Source organism: Actinacidiphila cocklensis (assembly GCF_907177275.1).
GTDB classification, from domain to species: domain Bacteria; phylum Actinomycetota; class Actinomycetes; order Streptomycetales; family Streptomycetaceae; genus Actinacidiphila; species Actinacidiphila cocklensis.
This window is the reverse complement of sequence record NZ_CAJSLV010000095.1, coordinates 1-16,288: the sequence shown is the minus strand read 5'-3', so window position 1 is coordinate 16,288 and position 16,288 is coordinate 1. Positions and strand designations below refer to the sequence as shown.

At 71.3% G+C, this 16,288-nt stretch carries 12 protein-coding genes and 1 tRNA gene; 4 read left to right on the top strand and 9 right to left on the bottom strand.

Translation table 11 applies throughout. The features are described from left to right. Positions 1-34 precede the first annotated feature (34 nt). Together NFU81_RS33945 and NFU81_RS33940 are read right to left on the bottom strand one after the other, a co-directional pair. Complete coding sequence (locus tag NFU81_RS33945) at positions 35-865, bottom strand: hypothetical protein (RefSeq protein ID WP_422665362.1); 831 nt, start codon at positions 863-865, stop codon at positions 35-37. A 132-nt stretch (positions 866-997) separates the two neighbouring features. Further along, the gene (locus NFU81_RS33940) at positions 998-2,476 is read right to left on the bottom strand and encodes a DUF2252 domain-containing protein (protein WP_251498982.1); all 1,479 of its coding nucleotides are present in this window, start codon (positions 2,474-2,476) and stop codon (positions 998-1,000) included. A 116-nt stretch (positions 2,477-2,592) separates the two neighbouring features. Between NFU81_RS33940 and NFU81_RS33935 the strand changes: the two genes are divergently transcribed. Further along, positions 2,593-5,571: an ATP-binding SpoIIE family protein phosphatase gene (locus tag NFU81_RS33935; protein ID WP_251498980.1), complete on the top strand. Its 2,979-nt coding sequence runs from the start codon at positions 2,593-2,595 to the stop codon at positions 5,569-5,571. Between the two features lie 83 nt (positions 5,572-5,654). Next, entirely contained in the window at positions 5,655-6,089 is a 435-nt protein-coding gene (locus tag NFU81_RS33930) for a MarR family winged helix-turn-helix transcriptional regulator (protein WP_251498978.1), read from the top strand. Positions 6,090-6,206: 117 nt separating this feature from the next. On the opposite strand, the gene NFU81_RS33925 is transcribed toward NFU81_RS33930, so the two are convergent. Then, entirely contained in the window at positions 6,207-6,782 is a 576-nt protein-coding gene (locus NFU81_RS33925) for a TerD family protein (RefSeq protein WP_251498976.1), read from the bottom strand. A 131-nt stretch (positions 6,783-6,913) separates the two neighbouring features. Beyond that, positions 6,914-7,435 carry a PadR family transcriptional regulator gene (locus tag NFU81_RS33920; RefSeq protein ID WP_251498974.1) on the bottom strand — a complete coding sequence of 174 codons (522 nt, stop codon included), beginning with the start codon at positions 7,433-7,435 and terminating at the stop codon, positions 6,914-6,916. A 117-nt stretch (positions 7,436-7,552) separates the two neighbouring features. Here NFU81_RS33920 and NFU81_RS33915 point away from each other — a divergent pair, with 117 nt between their 5' ends. Continuing rightward, positions 7,553-8,107: a hypothetical protein gene (locus tag NFU81_RS33915; RefSeq protein WP_251498972.1), complete on the top strand. Its 555-nt coding sequence runs from the start codon at positions 7,553-7,555 to the stop codon at positions 8,105-8,107. Here NFU81_RS33915 and NFU81_RS33910 read toward each other — a convergent pair. The 5 genes from NFU81_RS33910 to NFU81_RS33890 all read right to left on the bottom strand — a co-directional run bounded on the left by NFU81_RS33910 (position 8,095) and on the right by NFU81_RS33890 (position 15,297). Continuing rightward, positions 8,095-11,118 carry a non-ribosomal peptide synthetase gene (locus NFU81_RS33910; RefSeq protein ID WP_251498970.1) on the bottom strand — a complete coding sequence of 1,008 codons (3,024 nt, stop codon included), beginning with the start codon at positions 11,116-11,118 and terminating at the stop codon, positions 8,095-8,097. The genes NFU81_RS33915 and NFU81_RS33910 overlap by 13 nt on opposite strands. Before the next feature lie 20 nt (positions 11,119-11,138). Then, positions 11,139-12,353 carry an MFS transporter gene (locus NFU81_RS33905; RefSeq protein ID WP_251498968.1) on the bottom strand — a complete coding sequence of 405 codons (1,215 nt, stop codon included), beginning with the start codon at positions 12,351-12,353 and terminating at the stop codon, positions 11,139-11,141. After that, positions 12,350-13,429: a GNAT family N-acetyltransferase gene (locus tag NFU81_RS33900; protein WP_251498966.1), complete on the bottom strand. Its 1,080-nt coding sequence runs from the start codon at positions 13,427-13,429 to the stop codon at positions 12,350-12,352. The genes NFU81_RS33905 and NFU81_RS33900 overlap by 4 nt, the downstream gene beginning before the upstream one ends. Then, the gene (locus NFU81_RS33895) at positions 13,426-14,817 is read right to left on the bottom strand and encodes an aspartate aminotransferase family protein (protein WP_251498964.1); all 1,392 of its coding nucleotides are present in this window, start codon (positions 14,815-14,817) and stop codon (positions 13,426-13,428) included. The genes NFU81_RS33900 and NFU81_RS33895 overlap by 4 nt, the downstream gene beginning before the upstream one ends. 396 nt (positions 14,818-15,213) lie before the next feature. Then, positions 15,214-15,297 (bottom strand) — tRNA-Leu (locus NFU81_RS33890). A gap of 410 nt (positions 15,298-15,707) precedes the next feature. Between NFU81_RS33890 and NFU81_RS33885 the strand changes: the two genes are divergently transcribed. Further along, the coding region (locus tag NFU81_RS33885) for a DUF3662 domain-containing protein (protein ID WP_251498962.1) at positions 15,708-16,288 on the top strand (581 nt) is incomplete at its 3' end.

Here is a 16,288-nt window from a genome sequence, read left to right as displayed (position 1 = left end):
TGCGGCGGCCCTGGTGCGACACCGCAAAACTACCTCAGCGTCCGTCCGAGGCGTCCCTGACCAACTCCGCCAGCCTGGCCTCGCGCTGCGCGACCTGGGTGAGCAGCTGCTCGGCGATCTCGTTGAGCAGCGCGTCCGGGTCGTCGGGGGCCAGCCGCATCATCTGGCCGATCGCGCTCTCGTCCAGCTCCGCCGCGATGGCCGACAGGTTCTCCTTGCGCTCCGCCAGCCACTCCAGCCGGGCGTAGAGCACCTCCGCCTCGCTGGGCAGGTCGGCCAGTGGCACAGGGCCTGCCTCCCACTCGGCGGCCAGGGCCTGCAGGGCCTCCTCGTCGGCGTAGGCGTAGGCCTCGTTGACCCGGGCGATGAAGGCGCTGCGGCGCTCCTTCTCCTCGTCGTCCTGGGCGAGGTCGGGGTGCGCCTTGCGGGCCAGCTCGCGGTAGAGGCGCTGGGCCTCCTTGCCGGGCCTGACCCGGCGCGGCGGGTTCGGGTCCTCCACCGGGCGTACCCCGTCGGAGCCCAGCAGCCCGCCGAACAGCTCCTCGACGCCCGGCATCGGCATCACCAGGGCGCGGGCCTCCCAGGCCCGCTCGATGTCCGCCCGGTCGCCGCTGTGCGCCGCGACGGCTTCCGCGACCAGCGCGTCCAGCTCGTCGAGCCGCGCGTACATCGGGCCGAGCCGCTGGTGGTGCAGCCGGGAGAAGTTCTCCACCTCGACCCGGAAGGTCTCCACGGCGATCTCGAACTCGATCAGCGCCTGCTCGGCCGCCCGCACCGCGTTGGCCAGCCGCTCCTGCGAACCGGGCACGGACGCCGCGGCAGCGCCGGACGCGGCGGCGGACTCGGTTCCGAAGGTGTTCGTCACCCGGACAGCGTAGGCCCTGTCCGGGTGATCGCGCCGAGCGCCGGCCTGCGGGCGACCCGGCGCACGGGGTACGCAGGACCCGTTCCCGGGGGGCTCACGGCCCGGCCGCCCCGGCGCGGAAGGCGACCGGCGTCAGGCCGCCGCGGGCCGGCCCTCGAAGTCCGCGGGCAGCCGCCCGGCCCGTATCGCGGCCAGCAGGTCGGCGTGATCGGCCTCGGTCCGGTCCGCATAGGCCACCGCGAAGGCCGCCATCGCCTCGTCGAGCTCCTCGTTCTTCCCGCAGTAGCCCGCCACCAGCCGCGGGTCGGCGCTGTGGGCGTGTGCCCTGGCCAGCAGCGCGCCGGTCATCCGGCCGTAGTCGTCGAGCAGCTCCGGCGGCAGCGTCGCCGGGTCCACACTGCCCTTGCGGTTCCTGAACTGCCGCACCTGGTAAGGCAGCCCGTCGACCTCGGTCCAGCCGAGCAGGATGTCGCTGACCACCTGCATCTGCTTCTGGCCGAGCACCACCCTGCGGCCCTCGTGCGCCACCGGCTCGGCGGTGAAGCCGGCCTTGGCGGCGTACGGCAGCAGCGCCGAGGCGCGGGCCTCCTTCACCTGGAGCACCAGCGGCTCCCCCAGGTGGTCGAGCAGCAGCACCACGTACGACCTGGTGCCGACGCTGCCGGTGCCGACCACCCGGAAGGCGACGTCGTGGACGGCGTACCGCGCCAGCAGCGGCAGCCGGTCCTCGCCGACGGTGGCCAGGTAGCCGTCCAGTGCGCCCGCCACCGCCGCGGCCTCCGCGTCCGGGATGCGCCGCAGCACCGGCGGGGCGTCGGTGAAGCGCCGGGCGCCGCCCTCGATGGGCTCGGTGGAGCGCGAGGCGAACTTCGCGCTGGTGTTGCGCCTTGCCTTCGCCGACACCTGGTCGAGCGTGCCGACCAGGTCGCGGGCGTCGGCGTGCGCGACCAGCTGCTCGTCCGCGATGGCACTCCACGCCTCGTGCACCGGCAGCTTCGCCAGCAGCCGCATGGTGCGCCGGTAGGCGCCCACCGCGTCGTACGCCGCCGCCCTGCACACGTCACCGGCCGCGCCCGCCTCCCGCCCGGCCAGCACCAGCGAGGCGGCGAGCCGCAGCAGGTCCCACTCCCAGGGGCCGCGTACGGTCTCGTCGAAGTCGTTGATGTCCATGACCAGGCCGCCGCGGGCGTCGCCGTAGAGTCCGAAGTTCGCGGCGTGCGCGTCACCGCATATCTGGGCGGCGACGCCGGTCACCGGGCGGTCGGCGAGGTCGGCCGCCATCAGGCCCGCGGAACCGCGCAGGAAGGCGAAGGGGCTCGCCGCCATCCGCCCGACCCGCAGCGGGACCAGACCGGGTATGCGGCCCGCGTTCGACTCTTCGACGGCGGCGACCGCCGCCGGCACGACGCCGGACGCGTCACCGCCGCGGCCGCGGTCCTGCCAGGTCCATGTCTCGGGGCGGCCGAAAACCGCCCGCGGCACCCTCTCGCGCAGCGCCTGTCCCGCCTGCTTCGCCGACCTCTCGTGCGGCCAGCGGGCGAATCCCGCCACCTGCGGCACTCGTGCGTCCACCGTCGTTCCCCCCATCCCCGAGCCCGCGTCAGCGGACATCCCGTCATGTACCCCGCTGCGGGGGTTAATCCGGCTATTCGGTCGCCCCCGCGGACTTATTCGTGCTTGCCTTGAACCCAGGACCCTACTCAGCGGCGAACCGCAGGTGCACGACGTTGGACGAGATCACCCGGCATCCCGCAGCCACCGACGCAGATGATCACACGAACCGTCCCGACCCAGAAGAACGGCGCGAAGAACAGGCCCTCGGTGCGGCCCGGCAGACACCGGAAACGGGCTCCGGCTACCGCACCCGGTTAGCCGTCGACGGCCGCACCGGCACCGGCAGCCTCGGCACCGCCCGCCCTGACAGCGGCCGTACCGACCCCGGCCGTCTCGGCGCGGGCGGTCGCGGCACGGACGGCGGCGCCACCGCCCCAGGCCCGGCTGCCCTCCCCTTCGGCAGCCCCGCCGCGACGGGCGGTCCCGCGGCCCTCGACGCCACCGGCATGACCGCGCTGCTCCGCCTCGCGGTGCTGTGCGTCGACCCGGACGGCCGGATCTCGTACTGGAACCGCGGCGCGGAGGAACTGTTCGGCCACCGCTGGGAGCATGTCTTCGGCCACCCCGCCTCGGGGCTGCTCACCCCGACCCGCGCCCCCGCCGGCGCCGTGCCCACCGCCTCGGGCACCGCGCATCAGGACACCCTCGACGTCCTCGACGACCTCACCACCTCCGCCTGGGCCGGCGCGCTCGCGGCCACCGACCGGGACGGCACGGTCAAGGACGTGCTGTGGTGGACCTACCGGATCGCCGAACCGGGCGGCCGCAGCCTGCTCGCCATCGCCGCGAACGCCCGGCCACTGCGGACCGGCAGCCTGCGCATCGCGGTGGGCGGCCGGCTGCTGCCGTACACCGCGGAAGGCCCCCAGCGCCAGGACATCGCGATCGCCGCCGTGCTGTCCCCGGCGCCGGACCCCGCGCAGGGCCATGCGCTGACCGCACGGCTCGGCACCGTACTGCCCGGGGTCAGCCCGGGCCGCCTCGACCGCATCGTGCGGCAGATCGCCCCGCTCGGGCACCCCGCCCTCGAAGTGGAGGGCAGCGTCCGGCTGCCCGTCACCCCGCAGGACTACGCGCAGATCGCCGCCGCGGCCCGCGCCGACCGCTCCGCACGCCGTGAGCTGCTGCCAGGCCCCCGCCCGGACCCCGCCGCAACACCCGGCCCCGCCTCCGGCCCCGCTTCCGAATCGACCACTCCCCGCTATCGGACGACTACCCACGGTGGCGACCGTTCAAGCGCGTCCTCGCTGACCGCCGTCCCCTTCCCTTCCGCCGGCCCCGCGGGAACCGCAGGACCCTCCGGCCCCGCCGGCGCCTTCCCTCCGCACCCCGCCGCCACCCCGCCCGCACCGGTCCTGCCGGAGACGGCCGCGCACCCCGGTCGTCCCGCGCCCGCCGTGGCGGGCCACGGCTCCCGCAGCCCGCTGCCCGGCAGCGCGCTGGACGAGCAGCTGTCGCTGCTGCGCGAGACCGGCTCCGTGGTCGGCTCCACCCTCGACCTGCACACCACCGCCCGCGAGCTGTGCGCGGTCACCGTGCCCCGGTTCGCCGACCTGGCCACCGTGCTCGTCGTGGACCAGCTCTTCTCCGACACCGAGCCGCCCAAGGACGACAGGGTCGCGGACACCGTGCTGGTCCGCAGGGTCGCGGTCGCCGACCGGTCGGGGCCGGGGGCGGGCTGGGACGCCGCGCTGCCCGAGGGCGAGCTGCTGACGCTGCCCGGGCAGGAGGCGATCCCGCGGCTCGGCGACCCGGTCCTGCTGCCGGTCGTCGACAGCGCGCTGGCCCCCGACATCGCCGCCGACCTGGGCGTGCCCGCGGTCGGCCGACTGCTGGCCGGGCATTCGCTGATCCTCGCGCCGCTGACCGCGCGCGGCACCGTGCTGGGCAGGATCTGCTTCCTGCGCAGCCCCGGCCGCCGCCCCTTCGACGCAAGGGACGCCGCCACCGCGGCCGAGATCGCCGCCCGCGGGGCGGTCCACCTGGACAACGCGCGGCTGCACCGCCTGGAGTCCCGCGCCGCCGCCACCTTGCAGCGCTCGATGATGCCGACCAAGCCGCCCCGCATCCCAGGCGTGCAGATCGCGCACCACTACATGCCGGGGGACCGGCAGGCGCAGGTCGGCGGCGACTGGTTCGACGCGATCCAGCTGCCCGGCGGCCGGGTCGCGCTGATCGTCGGCGACGTGATGGGCCACGGGCTGCAGGCGGCGGCCGTGATGGGCCAGTTCCGTACGTCGGTGATCACCATGGCCGCGCTGGATCTGCCGCCCGCCCAGCTGCTGCGGCATCTGGACAACCTCGCCCAGCGGCTCGGCACCGACCACCTCGCGACCTGCGTCTACGCGGTCTACGACCCGATCCAGCGCACCCTCACGCTCGCCAACGCCGGACACATCCCGCCGGTGCTGGCCGGCCACGACGGGCGGGGCGAGCTGCTGCAGATCCCCGGCGGCGCACCGATCGGCGTGGGCGGGGTGCCGTTCGAGACGGTGGAGATCCCGGCGCCGGACGGCAGCTGGCTGGTGCTGTGCACCGACGGCCTGGTGGAGGTGCGCGGCCAGGGGATAGACGCGGGACTCGCCGCGCTGTGCGCTCATGTGATCGAGCCTCAGCAGACTCCCGAGGACGTGTGCGCGCAGATCCTCAGCCGGGTGCACTCCGAGGACCGGCGGGACGACGTGGCCCTGCTCGTCGCACGCTTCGAAGGCATCGCGCCGCAGGACGTCGCCCAGTGGCGGCTGCGGGTGGACGACTCCGAGGTGGCCCGCGCCCGCGACCTGACCCGGCGGCAGCTTGCCGCCTGGGGTCTTGAACGGCTCAGCGACACCACCGAACTGCTGGTCAGCGAGCTGGTCACCAATGCGTTCAGGGCCGCGTCCTACGAGGTGGAGCTGCGGCTGATGCGGGTGGGCAAGCTACTGGTCGAGGTCAGCGACGACAACCACAACCTGCCGCAGTTGCAGCGTGCGGAGGCCGATGACGTCCGCGGGCGGGGCCTCGCACTGGTGTCGCACATGTCGAGGCGCTGGGGGACCAGCCGCAAGGCGGTGGGCAAGGTGGTGTGGTTCGAACTTCCACTGCCCAGCTGATATTGTTGCACTCTACAACACAACGTTTCCGCAGGTGGTCGCCCACCCGGGCCGACCGAGCACCGGCGTGAGGAGTCGCAGCCATGAGCGCACGGGAGTCGTCCCTGGACACCGTCCAGCGGGAACTGACCGCGTTCGCCCGCCGGGCGCGGGCCGCCGCGGCCCGTATGCACCCCGAGTTGTCGCTGGTGGCCTACACGATCCTGGCACACCTGGAGGAGCAGCAGGGCTGCCGGGCCACCGACCTGGCGGCGTACTACCTGCTGGACAAGTCCACGGTCAGCAGGCAGGTGGCGTCGCTGGAGCAGCTCGGCTTCATCGAGCGGCGGGTGGACGAGGCCGACCACCGGGTGCAGGTGCTGCATCTGGCGCCGGGAGGTATCGAGATCCTGACCGCGGCCCGGGCACGCAGGCAGGAGTCCATCCAGGTCCGGCTGGCCGCCTGGGACCCGGAGGACCTGGAGCGCTTCGCCCGCTACCTGGTCCGCTACAACGCCGACGCCGCGGTCCATCCCTGATCCGCGGTCCATCCCTGGTCCAAGGCGCAGCCCTGGTCCAAAGGCGCAGCCCGCCCGTGAGCCCCGCCCGCCGTGGTGCACGGAGGCGGACGGCGGCTTACGAGCGCCGGGGCTACGTCAGAGGTTGACGCCGAAGTCCTGGGCGATGCCGCGCAGGCCGGAGGCGTAGCCCTGGCCGACAGCCCGGAACTTCCACTCCGCCCCGCTGCGGTACAGCTCGCCGAAGACCATGGCGGTCTCCGTCGACGCGTCCTCGGACAGGTCGTAGCGGGCGATCTCGGTGCCGCCCGCCTGGTTGACCACCCGGATGAACGCGTTGCGCACCTGGCCGAAGCTCTGCTGGCGGGTCTCGCCGTCGTAGATCGAGACCGGGAAGACGATCTTGTCGACCTCGACGGGCACTCCGGCGAGATTCACCTTGATGGCCTCGTCGTCGCCCTCGCCCTCACCGGTGAGGTTGTCACCGGTGTGCTCGACGGAGCCGTCGGGGCTCTTGAGGTTGTTGAAGAACACGAAGTGCTTGTCCGAAACGACCTTGCCCGCGGCGTCGAGCAGCAGCGCGCTCGCGTCGAGGTCGAAGTCCGTACCGGTGGTCGTGCGGACGTCCCAGCCCAGGCCGACGGTGACCGCCGTCAGTCCGGGGGCCTCCTTCGTCAGTGAGACATTGCCGCCCTTGGAGAGGCTGACACCCATGGTGGATCTCCCTGCTCAATTCGGCGCGGGCTGCGCCACTTGACGATTCCTTTGCCCAATGGCTCCAACGGACACCACCCTGCCCCGGTTCCCGGTCGGCTGCCACCCTTCACGGCCGGCCGCCGCCGGGGTCAGGTCAGCCCGGCGACCTGGTCCCTGGCCCAACTCGCCCACTCCTCCTGCATGGCGGTCAGCCGCAGGCCGTACTCCAGGGCGAGCCGCCCGTAGACCGACAGATCGTCGTCCCCCCAGTCCACCTGGGCTTCCAGCCGCTCCAGCTCGGTGTGCTCGTCCGCCGCCCGGGCCGCCTCGACACTGAGGTAGGTGACCGACTCCACCGGAGTGAGGACGCCGAGGAAGAACACCCTCAGCAGGGTCTCGCTGCGCCGGGTGCGGTCCGGCTCGGTGTCGATCAGCCAGCTGCGCAGCTCGTCGATGCCCTGCTGGGTGATCGTGTACTCCTTGCGGCCGCGCGGCCCCTCGGCGGACACCTCCAGCAGGCCCGAACCGGCCAGCTTCCCCAGCTCCCCGTAGACCTGGCTCTGGGTGGCGGGCCAGACGTTGGCGAGCGAGGTGTCGAACACCTTCATCAGGTCGTAGCCGCTGGCCGTGCGATCGGCGAGCAGCCCCAGAACCGCGTGGCGAAGTGTCATGACAGCCATCCTACTTTCCACTCTTGACAGGTCAATCCTTGACCTTCCACTCTAGACATGTCACTGTTGGAACACGGCAGACCCGGGCAGCACGTCCGGGCCGACGGAGGGACTCCCATGAACTACCTGCGCGGCTTCATCCCCTGGATCGCCTTCGCCGTCGTGTCGTCGGCCGGCCGGCAGTGGGGCGCGCTGGCCGGCCTGCTGCTCGGCCTGTGGCTGGTCGTGCGGGACCGCAGGGCGGGCGTCGCCGCCGACTCGCTGGTACTCGAGCACAGCACGGTGGTCTGGTTCGCCGGGCTGACCGCCTTCTCCTTCGCCCGCCCCGACAGCCCGGTGCAGCACTACACGGGTGCGCTGTCGCTCGGCTGGCTCGCCGCCACCGCCTGGGCGGGCCTGGCCGCCGGCCGCCCCTTCACCCTGGGCATAGCCCGCCGCCAGACCCCGCCCGAGCTGTGGCACACCCCGGTCTTCCTGCGCATCAACGTCGTGCTGACCCGGGTGTGGGCCGCCGCCTTCACCGTGACCGCTGCCCTACTCGCCGCCGCGAGCGCCGCCCACCTCGGGGACGCGGTGTCCGTCCCGCTCCAGATAGCCGGCTTCACGGTCCCCGCCCTGGTCACCGCCCGCTACCCCGACCGGGTCCGCGCCCGCCTCGCTCACGCCCGGTAGTAGGCGGCGTACCGCTCGAACACCTCCCGCCCCACCTCCGGCCAGCTGATCCGCTCCCGGTCCAGGAAGCTCCGGGTGCGCTCCCTGGAGAAGTGGGCCGTGCTGTCCGAGAAGAGCGCCTCCAGATCCGACGGCGCGAAGGCCTCGTCCGGCCTGGGCAGGGCCGACAGCAGCCTCACCAGCCCGCCCGGGTCCGAACCGGCGTCGTGCAGTCCGTCGATGGCCGACCAGAACTCCCGGTAGTCGACCCATCGGAGCGGAAAATGGTCGGTGAACGCCTCCAGCAGCTCGTCGAAGTCGACCGCACGCGGCTGCAGGACGTGGAAGCAGCCGGTCTCGTACCGCTGGACGGCCGCGACGACGAAGGCGCTGACGTAGTCGACGGGCGTGTAGTCCATCCTGATCGGGCTCTTGAACGCCAGCCCGGTGCGGATGCACGCCTTCACCAGGCCGTCGGCGAGCCCGCGCCGGCTGGGGACACCGTGCACCGAGTGCGGCATCACCTCTCCCAGCCGGTAGGTCGCGGTGGGCAGTCCCCGCTCCGCGGCCGCTTCGAGCAGGTGCTCCGCGACCCACTTGGACTGGTCGTAGCCGCGCCCGGGCGGCGGCGAGCCGACGGCGGACGCCTCGCCGACCGGGGCCACGGCGGGGCCCGCGGCGGTCTCCGGCGCGAACACCCCCAGCGTCGAGACGTAGTGCAGGCGCTTGACCGGGCCGGTGACGGCGAAGCGGATGATCTGCCGCGTGCTCAGGACGTTGACCGCACGATGCGCCTGGTACGACAGCAGCAGGTTCACCAGCGCGCCGTTGTGGACGATCGTGTCGACCCGCTCCGTGAGCGCGTCGTAGTCCGCGTCGGACAGCCCGAACCGGGGCTCCGCCAGATCTCCGTTGACCACGACGACGCGGCCCGCGGCCCCGTCGTCCCACAGCCGCTGTTCCCTGAGGTTCTCGATGAGGCGGTCGTAGGCCGAGGCCTGGTCCGTGCCCCGGACCAGGCAGTAGACGGTCGCGGACGTCCGCGCCAGCAACTCGTGCAGGAGGTGGGCGCCGATGAATCCGGTGGCGCCGGTCAGCAGGACGTTCTCGACGGGACCCCGCCGTACCGCGCCCGTCACCTGGATGTCGGCGGGCAGGCGCAGGTCGGACTCGAAGAGGTCGCGGCCCGGGGCGGTGGACGGAGCGACGGCGGGGCCTGCTCCCGACACGAGTGCCGCCTGTCCGCGCAGGGTCGGTGCGTTGACGATGTCCTTGACCGAGAGCTTGACCCCCGAGTCGACCTCCAGCGCCAGCGTCAGCCGCAGTGCCGCCAGCGAGTCTCCGCCGCAGGCGAAGAAGTCGTCCGCCGCGTCCACCTCGTCGCAGGGCAGCAGGCTGAGCCAGATGTCGGCGATCGCCCGCTCCGCCGGTGTCAGCGCCACGTCCCCGGCCGGCTTCCGGGCCGGTGCGGCCAGGGCCGCCAGCGCCTTGCGGTCGAGCTTGCCGTTGGGCGTCAGCGGAAAGGCGTCGACGAGGAAGTACCGCTTGGGCCGCAGGCTCGGCGAGAGCACCTGCTCGGCGTGCGCGCGCAGGATCTCCGCGGTGAGCACGGACCGCCCGGTGACGAAGGCGCCCAGCACCTTGTTCCCCGCGTTGTCCAGAGCGATCACCTTGGCCTCGTGCACACCCGGGTGCGTGGCGAGCGCGTGCTCCACTTCCGACAGTTCGATACGGACACCGCCGATCTTCACCTGCTGGTCCCGGCGCCCCACGAAGTGGATGAGCCCGTCGGGACGTAGGAAGCCCAGATCGCCCGTGCGGTACAGCCGGGAGCCCGGTATCCCGTCGAAGGGGTTGGGCACGAAGGCCGCGTCGGTCTTGGCGGGATCGTCGAGGTACCCCAGGCCCAGGCAGTCCCCGCCGATACAGATCTCGCCGACGGCGGCCGGCCCCACCGGGCGCATGTCGTCGTCGACGATCACGGCGTAGGTGTTGTCGATGGGCGTCCCGATCGGGATCGTCTCGACGTCGTCGTCGCCGACGTCGTGGAAGATCGAGCCGATCGCCGCTTCGGTGGGCCCGTAGGTGTTGGTGATGCCGGCCTTCGGCAGCAGCTCGCGGAAGGCGTGCACCGCGGGAACGCTGATCTCCTCGCCGCCGACGAGGAGTTGGCGCAGCGACGCGAGGTCCTCGACATAGGACGGCCTGGCGCGGAGCAGGTCCACCAGCGCGTTGAATATGGAGGGCACGAAGTCCGTCATCGTCACCTGGTGCCGGCGGATCACCTCCACCGTCGCGGTGAGGTCCAGGATTCCCGACCGCTCGGGGATCACCACGCGGCTGCCGTTGGTCAGGGGCCACAGGAGCTGCCACAGGGACGAGTCGAAGACGTGCCGGCTGTTCTGCAGGACGACGTCGGAGCCGCCGCCGAAGCGGCGCGTCATATGGACGAAGCGGTTGAGCAGGCCGCGATGCACGTTCAGCGCGCACTTGGGTGTGCCGGTCGAGCCGGAGGTGAAGAAGCCGTAGGCGAGGTCGTCGAGTCCCGCCGAGGGTCCGTGGAGGTTGGAGTGCAGCTCGTCAAAGGAGGCGGCGTCGACCACGAGGAAAAGCCGCGCGTCGTCCGTCGGCGGATCGACTTTCCCGGCCTGGAGGACCACCGGCGGGGCCAGCGCCTCGATCACCTCCTCGAAGCGCTCCCTGGGCCATGTCTCGTCCACGGGAACGAAGGGAGCCGCCAGCTTCATCAGCGCGATCATCGACAGCGGGAGCTCCAGGCAGTTCCCCATGACGAGCGGGACGAAATCGCCGCGCCGGACGCCCAGTGCACGTAATCGCTCGGCGAGCCGGTTGGCCCGCCCGTTCAGCTCGCCGTACGTCAGCGTCGCGTCGCCGAAGGTCAGCGCGACGCGCTCGGGAGCCGCGGCCGCCTCTCTCTCGAAGAGCTGCAGGACCGTACTGTCGACCGGATAGGGGACGGATTCTCCTGTGAACCAGGAAGGACTCTCCTGTTCCTGCTGTCCTGACGGCATGCTCGAACCCCGTTCTGAATTCAGGCGGTGACCGGCTGGGCCGCCGCCGACCACTTTCGGTAGATACCTAGGACGCCGGTCAGAAGAGTCATGCCGACGACCGCCAGCCAGATGAAGCCCTGACGGCCTCCATGCGCGTAGAGTCCGGACCCGACCAGCGGGCCGAGGACCTCGCCGATGTCCGAAACGGCGCCGAACACCCCGAAGGAGATCCCCAGCCGCCCGCCCGCGGAGCGCAGTGCGGCGACCCCTTTGCGGGCGGCGATGTACACGCTGGGCTGGCCGGTCATGATGAGGACGAAGCAGCACATGAGCGGGATCTGCCGGTTGCTCAGCGAGAGCCCGGCGGTTCCGGCCGTGCCCGCCACCAGCCCGACGGTGACCAGGGTCTCCACCGACCACTTCTCCGCGATACGGCCGAGGACGGTGGAGACCAGCGCGAAGGTGGCCAGGCCGACCGCGAAGACCGACGAGATCGCGACGGCGGACTCCCCCGTGGACGCGATGTACAGCGGGATGGTGGGTTCGAGCGCCGAGTAGGTCAGTCCTGCCACCAGGTCCAGGACGCCGAAGACCAGGACCAGCATCATCCAGTGCCGCTGCACCGGACTCCGCGCGTCGTCCGGGCCGCGCGCGGGCGTCTCCTGTTCCTGCTGGACCGCCTCGTCCGCCGGGTGGTCCGGCGGAATCGCCCGGAAGACACCGAACGCGGTGAGGGCCGTGACCGAGGCCCCCAGAACGCACAGCGTGGTCAGGCCGAGCGAGGAACCGGCTCCGGCGACGACGGGACCCAGCAGGAATCCGCTGAAGGACGCCGTCCCGAACCACCCCATCATGCGGTGGTCCGGGATGTCGTGGGCACTGCACAGCAGCGTCGCCCCGTGGTAGAGCGCCGGGGTGAGGATTCCCTCCCCCGCCCCCCAGGCGATCCTCGCGCCGAGCACCTCCCACTGCGAGGTGGCGACCGCGAGCCACGTCACGGACAGGGCGACGACGGCAAGTCCCACCCAGGCGACGGAACGTGCCTGCCAGCGGTCGCTCCACACCCCGCCGACGGGCTGGAACAGCGCCTTGGCCGCGGCGAACAGCGCGAAGGTGAGGGCCAGGCCGAGCCCGTCCATGTGGACCCGCCGCTCCAGTTCAGGAACGAACGGGATCAGCACCGTGTACGAGGCGTTCGCGCTGAGGATGCCCGCCAGGAGCAGTCCGACCCGTAACCGGGCGGGCCGCGTCATCTGGACGATTCCATGTAGTCGGACAGGAAGTCGTGCATGTGCGCGACCTTCCGGCCCGTCCCGGCGTCGCCCGGAGGCCCGTAGACCAGGCCCCACAGTTCGACGGCGGTCAGGCCGTGCCGTTCCTTGAAGCGGTAGTTGTCACGGCCCCACTCGATTCTCCGGATCCCGTTCTCGTGGGCCCACTCGATACATCGGTACATCAGTGCCACGTACGTGCTGTAGGTGCTCAGGCTGTCGTACTCGACACCGCCGGTGAGGAAGACGATCTCGTCGTCCCCGTGGCGGAAGCCGAAGAACACGCCCAGGATCTTGCCGTCGACCTCGGCCACCGCCGTGACGGAGCCGGGCACCGAGAGCAGCAGCCGCAGGGTCGGCAGGTCGTACAGCGCCGGCCAGCTGTGGTGGTCGGAGGTGCCCACGGTGAGCTGGAGTGCCCTGTCGAGCAGGGGCTCGGCCTCTTCCGGCGGGAGGAGCCGCAGCCGCAGTCCGCGCTCCGCCGCCCGGCGCAGCCGCCGGCCCACGTCCCTGCGGACGTTGGTGTCCAGGCGCCGCACGTACTCCTCGAAATCGCCCGCGAGGTAGCAGTGGTAGGTGAGGTCGAGCAGCACCCGGCCGGTCGGCTCGCCCGCCGTCCGCACCCAGTCGGCGACGCCCTCCTCCGTCAGGTTCGGGACGACCAGCAGGCTTGCCTCCTGCCGTGCGATCCGGCTCATCCCCTCCTGGAAGGCGCCGGCCACCAGGGCCTCGGGCACATGTCCGCGCTTGGTGTACATCGAGTACACCGACCCCGCGAACACGATCGGTCCCGGGCACAGCGGGGCCACCTCGGTCTGCAGTTCGTAGCCCTGCCAGAAGGGCGAGAACTTGACCGTGTAGAGCGGCAGCGCCTGGCGGGGTGCGTCCCCGTCGGCGCGCTCCACCACGTACTCGACGGTGCCGAACGTCTCGATGGGCGTCGCGGCCCACCGCCCCAGCCAGCCCTCGGAGTCGAAGAGGCAGGTCGGTGCCACCCGCTCGGGAAGCGTGTCGCGCACCTCCCAGCCGGGCCGCGCGCTCGTCGCACCCGCCCTCACAGCATCTTCCAGGCTTCGGTCAGGACGGTCCGCAGGGCTCCCTCGATCTCCTCGAAGTGTTCCTCTCCGCATATCAGCGGAGGAGCCAGCTGAACCACCCGGTCGCCCTGGTCGCCCGCGGTCCTGCAGTAAAGCCCCGCGTCGAGAAGTGCCCGGGAGAAACGCCCGCCGAGGACCGTGTCGCACTCCTCGGGGGTGAAGACCGAGCGCTTCTCCTTGTCCTTCACCAGTTCGACGCCGTAGAAGTATCCGGCGCCCCGCACATCGCCCACGATCGGGAGGTCGTACAGCCGTTCCAGAATTCCGCGGAAGACGGGCTCGTTCGCCGTCACATGCTCCAGGATTCCCTCGCGCTCGAAGATGTCCAGATTCGCCAGCGCCACGGCGGCCGAGACGGGGTGCCCGCCGAAGGTGTATCCGTGGGTGAAGATCGTGCCGTCGCGGGTGAAGGGCTCGAAGAGCCGGTCCGAGGCGATCATCGCGCCGATGGGCGAGTAGCCCGAGGTAAGTCCCTTGGCGGAGGTGATGATGTCGGGCACGTATCCGAACTTCTCGCAGCCGAACATCGTGCCGAGACGGCCGTAGCCGCAGATGACCTCGTCCGAGACCAGCAATACGTCGTAGGTGTCGCATATCTCCCGGAGCCGCGCGAAATACCCGGCCGGCGGGGTGAGGCAGCCGCCGGAGTTCTGGACCGGCTCGACGAACACGGCGGCGACGGTGTCCGGGCCTTCCCGCTCGATGAGCCGCCCCACCTCCTCGGCGGCCCAGCGGCCGAAGGCCTCCTCGTCGGCGGCGACGGCGAGGTCGCCCGTCACCTCCTTCGACCGGTAGAAGTCGGTGTTCGGAGCCCTGACCACGCCCGGCACCAGGGGCTCGTACGGCTGCCGGTAGCTGGGGATCCCGGTGATGGACAGCGCGCCGTGGGTGGTGCCGTGGTAGGCGCCGGCGCGGCTGATCACCTTCGTCTTCGAGGGCTTCCCGGTCAGCTTGAAATAGAGCTTGGCAAGCTTCCACGCGGATTCGACCGCCTCGCTGCCCCCGCTGGTGAAGAAGACCCGGTTCAGGTCTCCCGGAGCCAGGTCCGCGATTCGCCCCGCCAGTTCCGCGGCCGTCGGGTGGGCGAAGGACCACAGGGGGAAGAACGCCAGCTCCTGGGCCTGCTTCGCCGCCGCACTCACCAACTCGGTGCGGCCGTGCCCCAGTTGCGTCACAAGGAGCCCTGATATCCCGTCCAGGTATCTGCGGCCGTTCTGGTCGTATATGTACGCGCCTTCTCCGCGCACAATCATCGGCACCTCGGTGTCACCGAATTCCGAATGGTCCGTGAAGTGCAGCCACAGGTTGCGCCGGGCGGCATCGTCGAGTGCGCGGGCATCATTCATCATGCGGGAGTTTTCCTGTTCTGGTCGATTTCTGATCGATCAACCGATTACGGAATAATGTCGTCCACCTGTTCGGTGCCGGGGCGGCTCGGCCACGAAGTGGTGGGCACTGTAGGGCGCCGCACTTGGTGGGAACTTGGCTGGTCGGAATTCTCCCGAATGAGCCGGAGCCGGCAGAAAAACGGAAGGTGCCGCTCCCAATGAATAAGGTCATCGGGGAGCGGCACCTTCCCGGTACTGCCTTACTGCGGGGCGCCCGCGTCTGCCCGACGCAATCGGCGTCGTGGCGGCGCCATGGCCGTGCCCGCACGACGGCACAGCAGAACGGCCCGCATCGTGATCACGATGCGGGCCGTTCCTTCACTTCTCGGAAGCACCTGACCTCGGTGCTGCCCTGTGTGCGCGAGGGGGGAGTTGAACCCCCACGCCCTTTCGGGCACTGGAACCTGAATCCAGCGCGTCTGCCTATTCCGCCACCCGCGCATGGGTGCTGCCGTTCGATTCTCACACATCCGGTGGACTGCTCGGTCCGGCGTGGCGTGAGTGCCTTCCGACATGCAGAAGATTAGCACGGTGCGCGGGGTGGAATCACATCCGTTTGGCCGGGGCCGACATGGCCGGGAAGCAGGAGGGAGGGGTGGCGGAACGGCGGGCGGGCAGGATGCCTGAGACGGCACGGGCGTGCCCGGCGGTGCGCGACACTGGGAACGCCGGGCGCCCCGGCCGCATCTACCATCGCAGTGGGCAGCGGGAGGGGAAGCGCGGCCGTGTGAGGGGTGACACCCGCCTGTCCAGGGCGATCGGGGAACCACAGGTTTTTCCCGCGCGTGGATACGATCAGTAAGCAGTATCGGATTCGACTCGGAGGAAGGCCCCGAGGAGGGAGGTGCCCCGTGGGAGTACTGAAGCGCTTTGAGCAGCGGCTGGAAGGCATGGTGAACGGCACCTTCGCCAAGGTGTTCAAGAGCGAGGTGCAACCCGTCGAGATCGCGGGCGCGCTGCAGCGCGAGTGCGACAACAACGCCACGATCTGGAACCGGGACCGCACGGTGGTGCCCAACGACTTCATCGTGGAGCTGAGCGCCCCCGACTTCGAGCGGCTGAGCCCTTACGCGGTGCAGCTGGGCGACGAGCTGGCCGGCATGGTCCGCGACTACGCCAAGCAGCAGCGCTACACGTTCATGGGCACCATCAAGGTGCACCTGGAGCGGGCGGCCGACCTCGACACCGGCCTCTACCGGGTCCGCAGCCGCACCCTCGCCTCCAGCGAGTCCCAGCAGCCCCAGTTCCCGCAGGGACAGCAGGGCCAGCAGGGACCGCAGCAGGGCCAGTACGGCCAGCAGGGGCGTGCCCAGTCCCCGCCGTATCCGCACCAGGGGCAGGCCCAGCAGCCTCCGCAGGGCTACCAGCAGCCGCCCCGTGCGCCCTTCCCCGCCGCCGGCGCCCAGCGCCCGGCGTCCCCGCCGCCGATGCC

Excerpts from the sequence above, each read along its gene's own strand:
- NFU81_RS33920 (WP_251498974.1), bottom strand. The coding sequence starts at position 7,435 with ATGACACTTCGCCACGCGGTTCTGGGGCTGCTCGCCGATCGCACGGCC.
- NFU81_RS33915 (WP_251498972.1), top strand. The coding sequence starts at position 7,553 with ATGAACTACCTGCGCGGCTTCATCCCCTGGATCGCCTTCGCCGTCGTG.
- NFU81_RS33940 (WP_251498982.1), bottom strand. The coding sequence starts at position 2,476 with ATGTCCGCTGACGCGGGCTCGGGGATGGGGGGAACGACGGTGGACGCA.
- NFU81_RS33895 (WP_251498964.1), bottom strand. The coding sequence starts at position 14,817 with ATGATGAATGATGCCCGCGCACTCGACGATGCCGCCCGGCGCAACCTG.
- NFU81_RS33930 (WP_251498978.1), top strand. The coding sequence starts at position 5,655 with ATGAGCGCACGGGAGTCGTCCCTGGACACCGTCCAGCGGGAACTGACC.
- NFU81_RS33925 (WP_251498976.1), bottom strand. The coding sequence starts at position 6,782 with ATGGGTGTCAGCCTCTCCAAGGGCGGCAATGTCTCACTGACGAAGGAG.
- NFU81_RS33905 (WP_251498968.1), bottom strand. The coding sequence starts at position 12,353 with ATGACGCGGCCCGCCCGGTTACGGGTCGGACTGCTCCTGGCGGGCATC.
- NFU81_RS33910 (WP_251498970.1), bottom strand. The coding sequence starts at position 11,118 with ATGCCGTCAGGACAGCAGGAACAGGAGAGTCCTTCCTGGTTCACAGGA.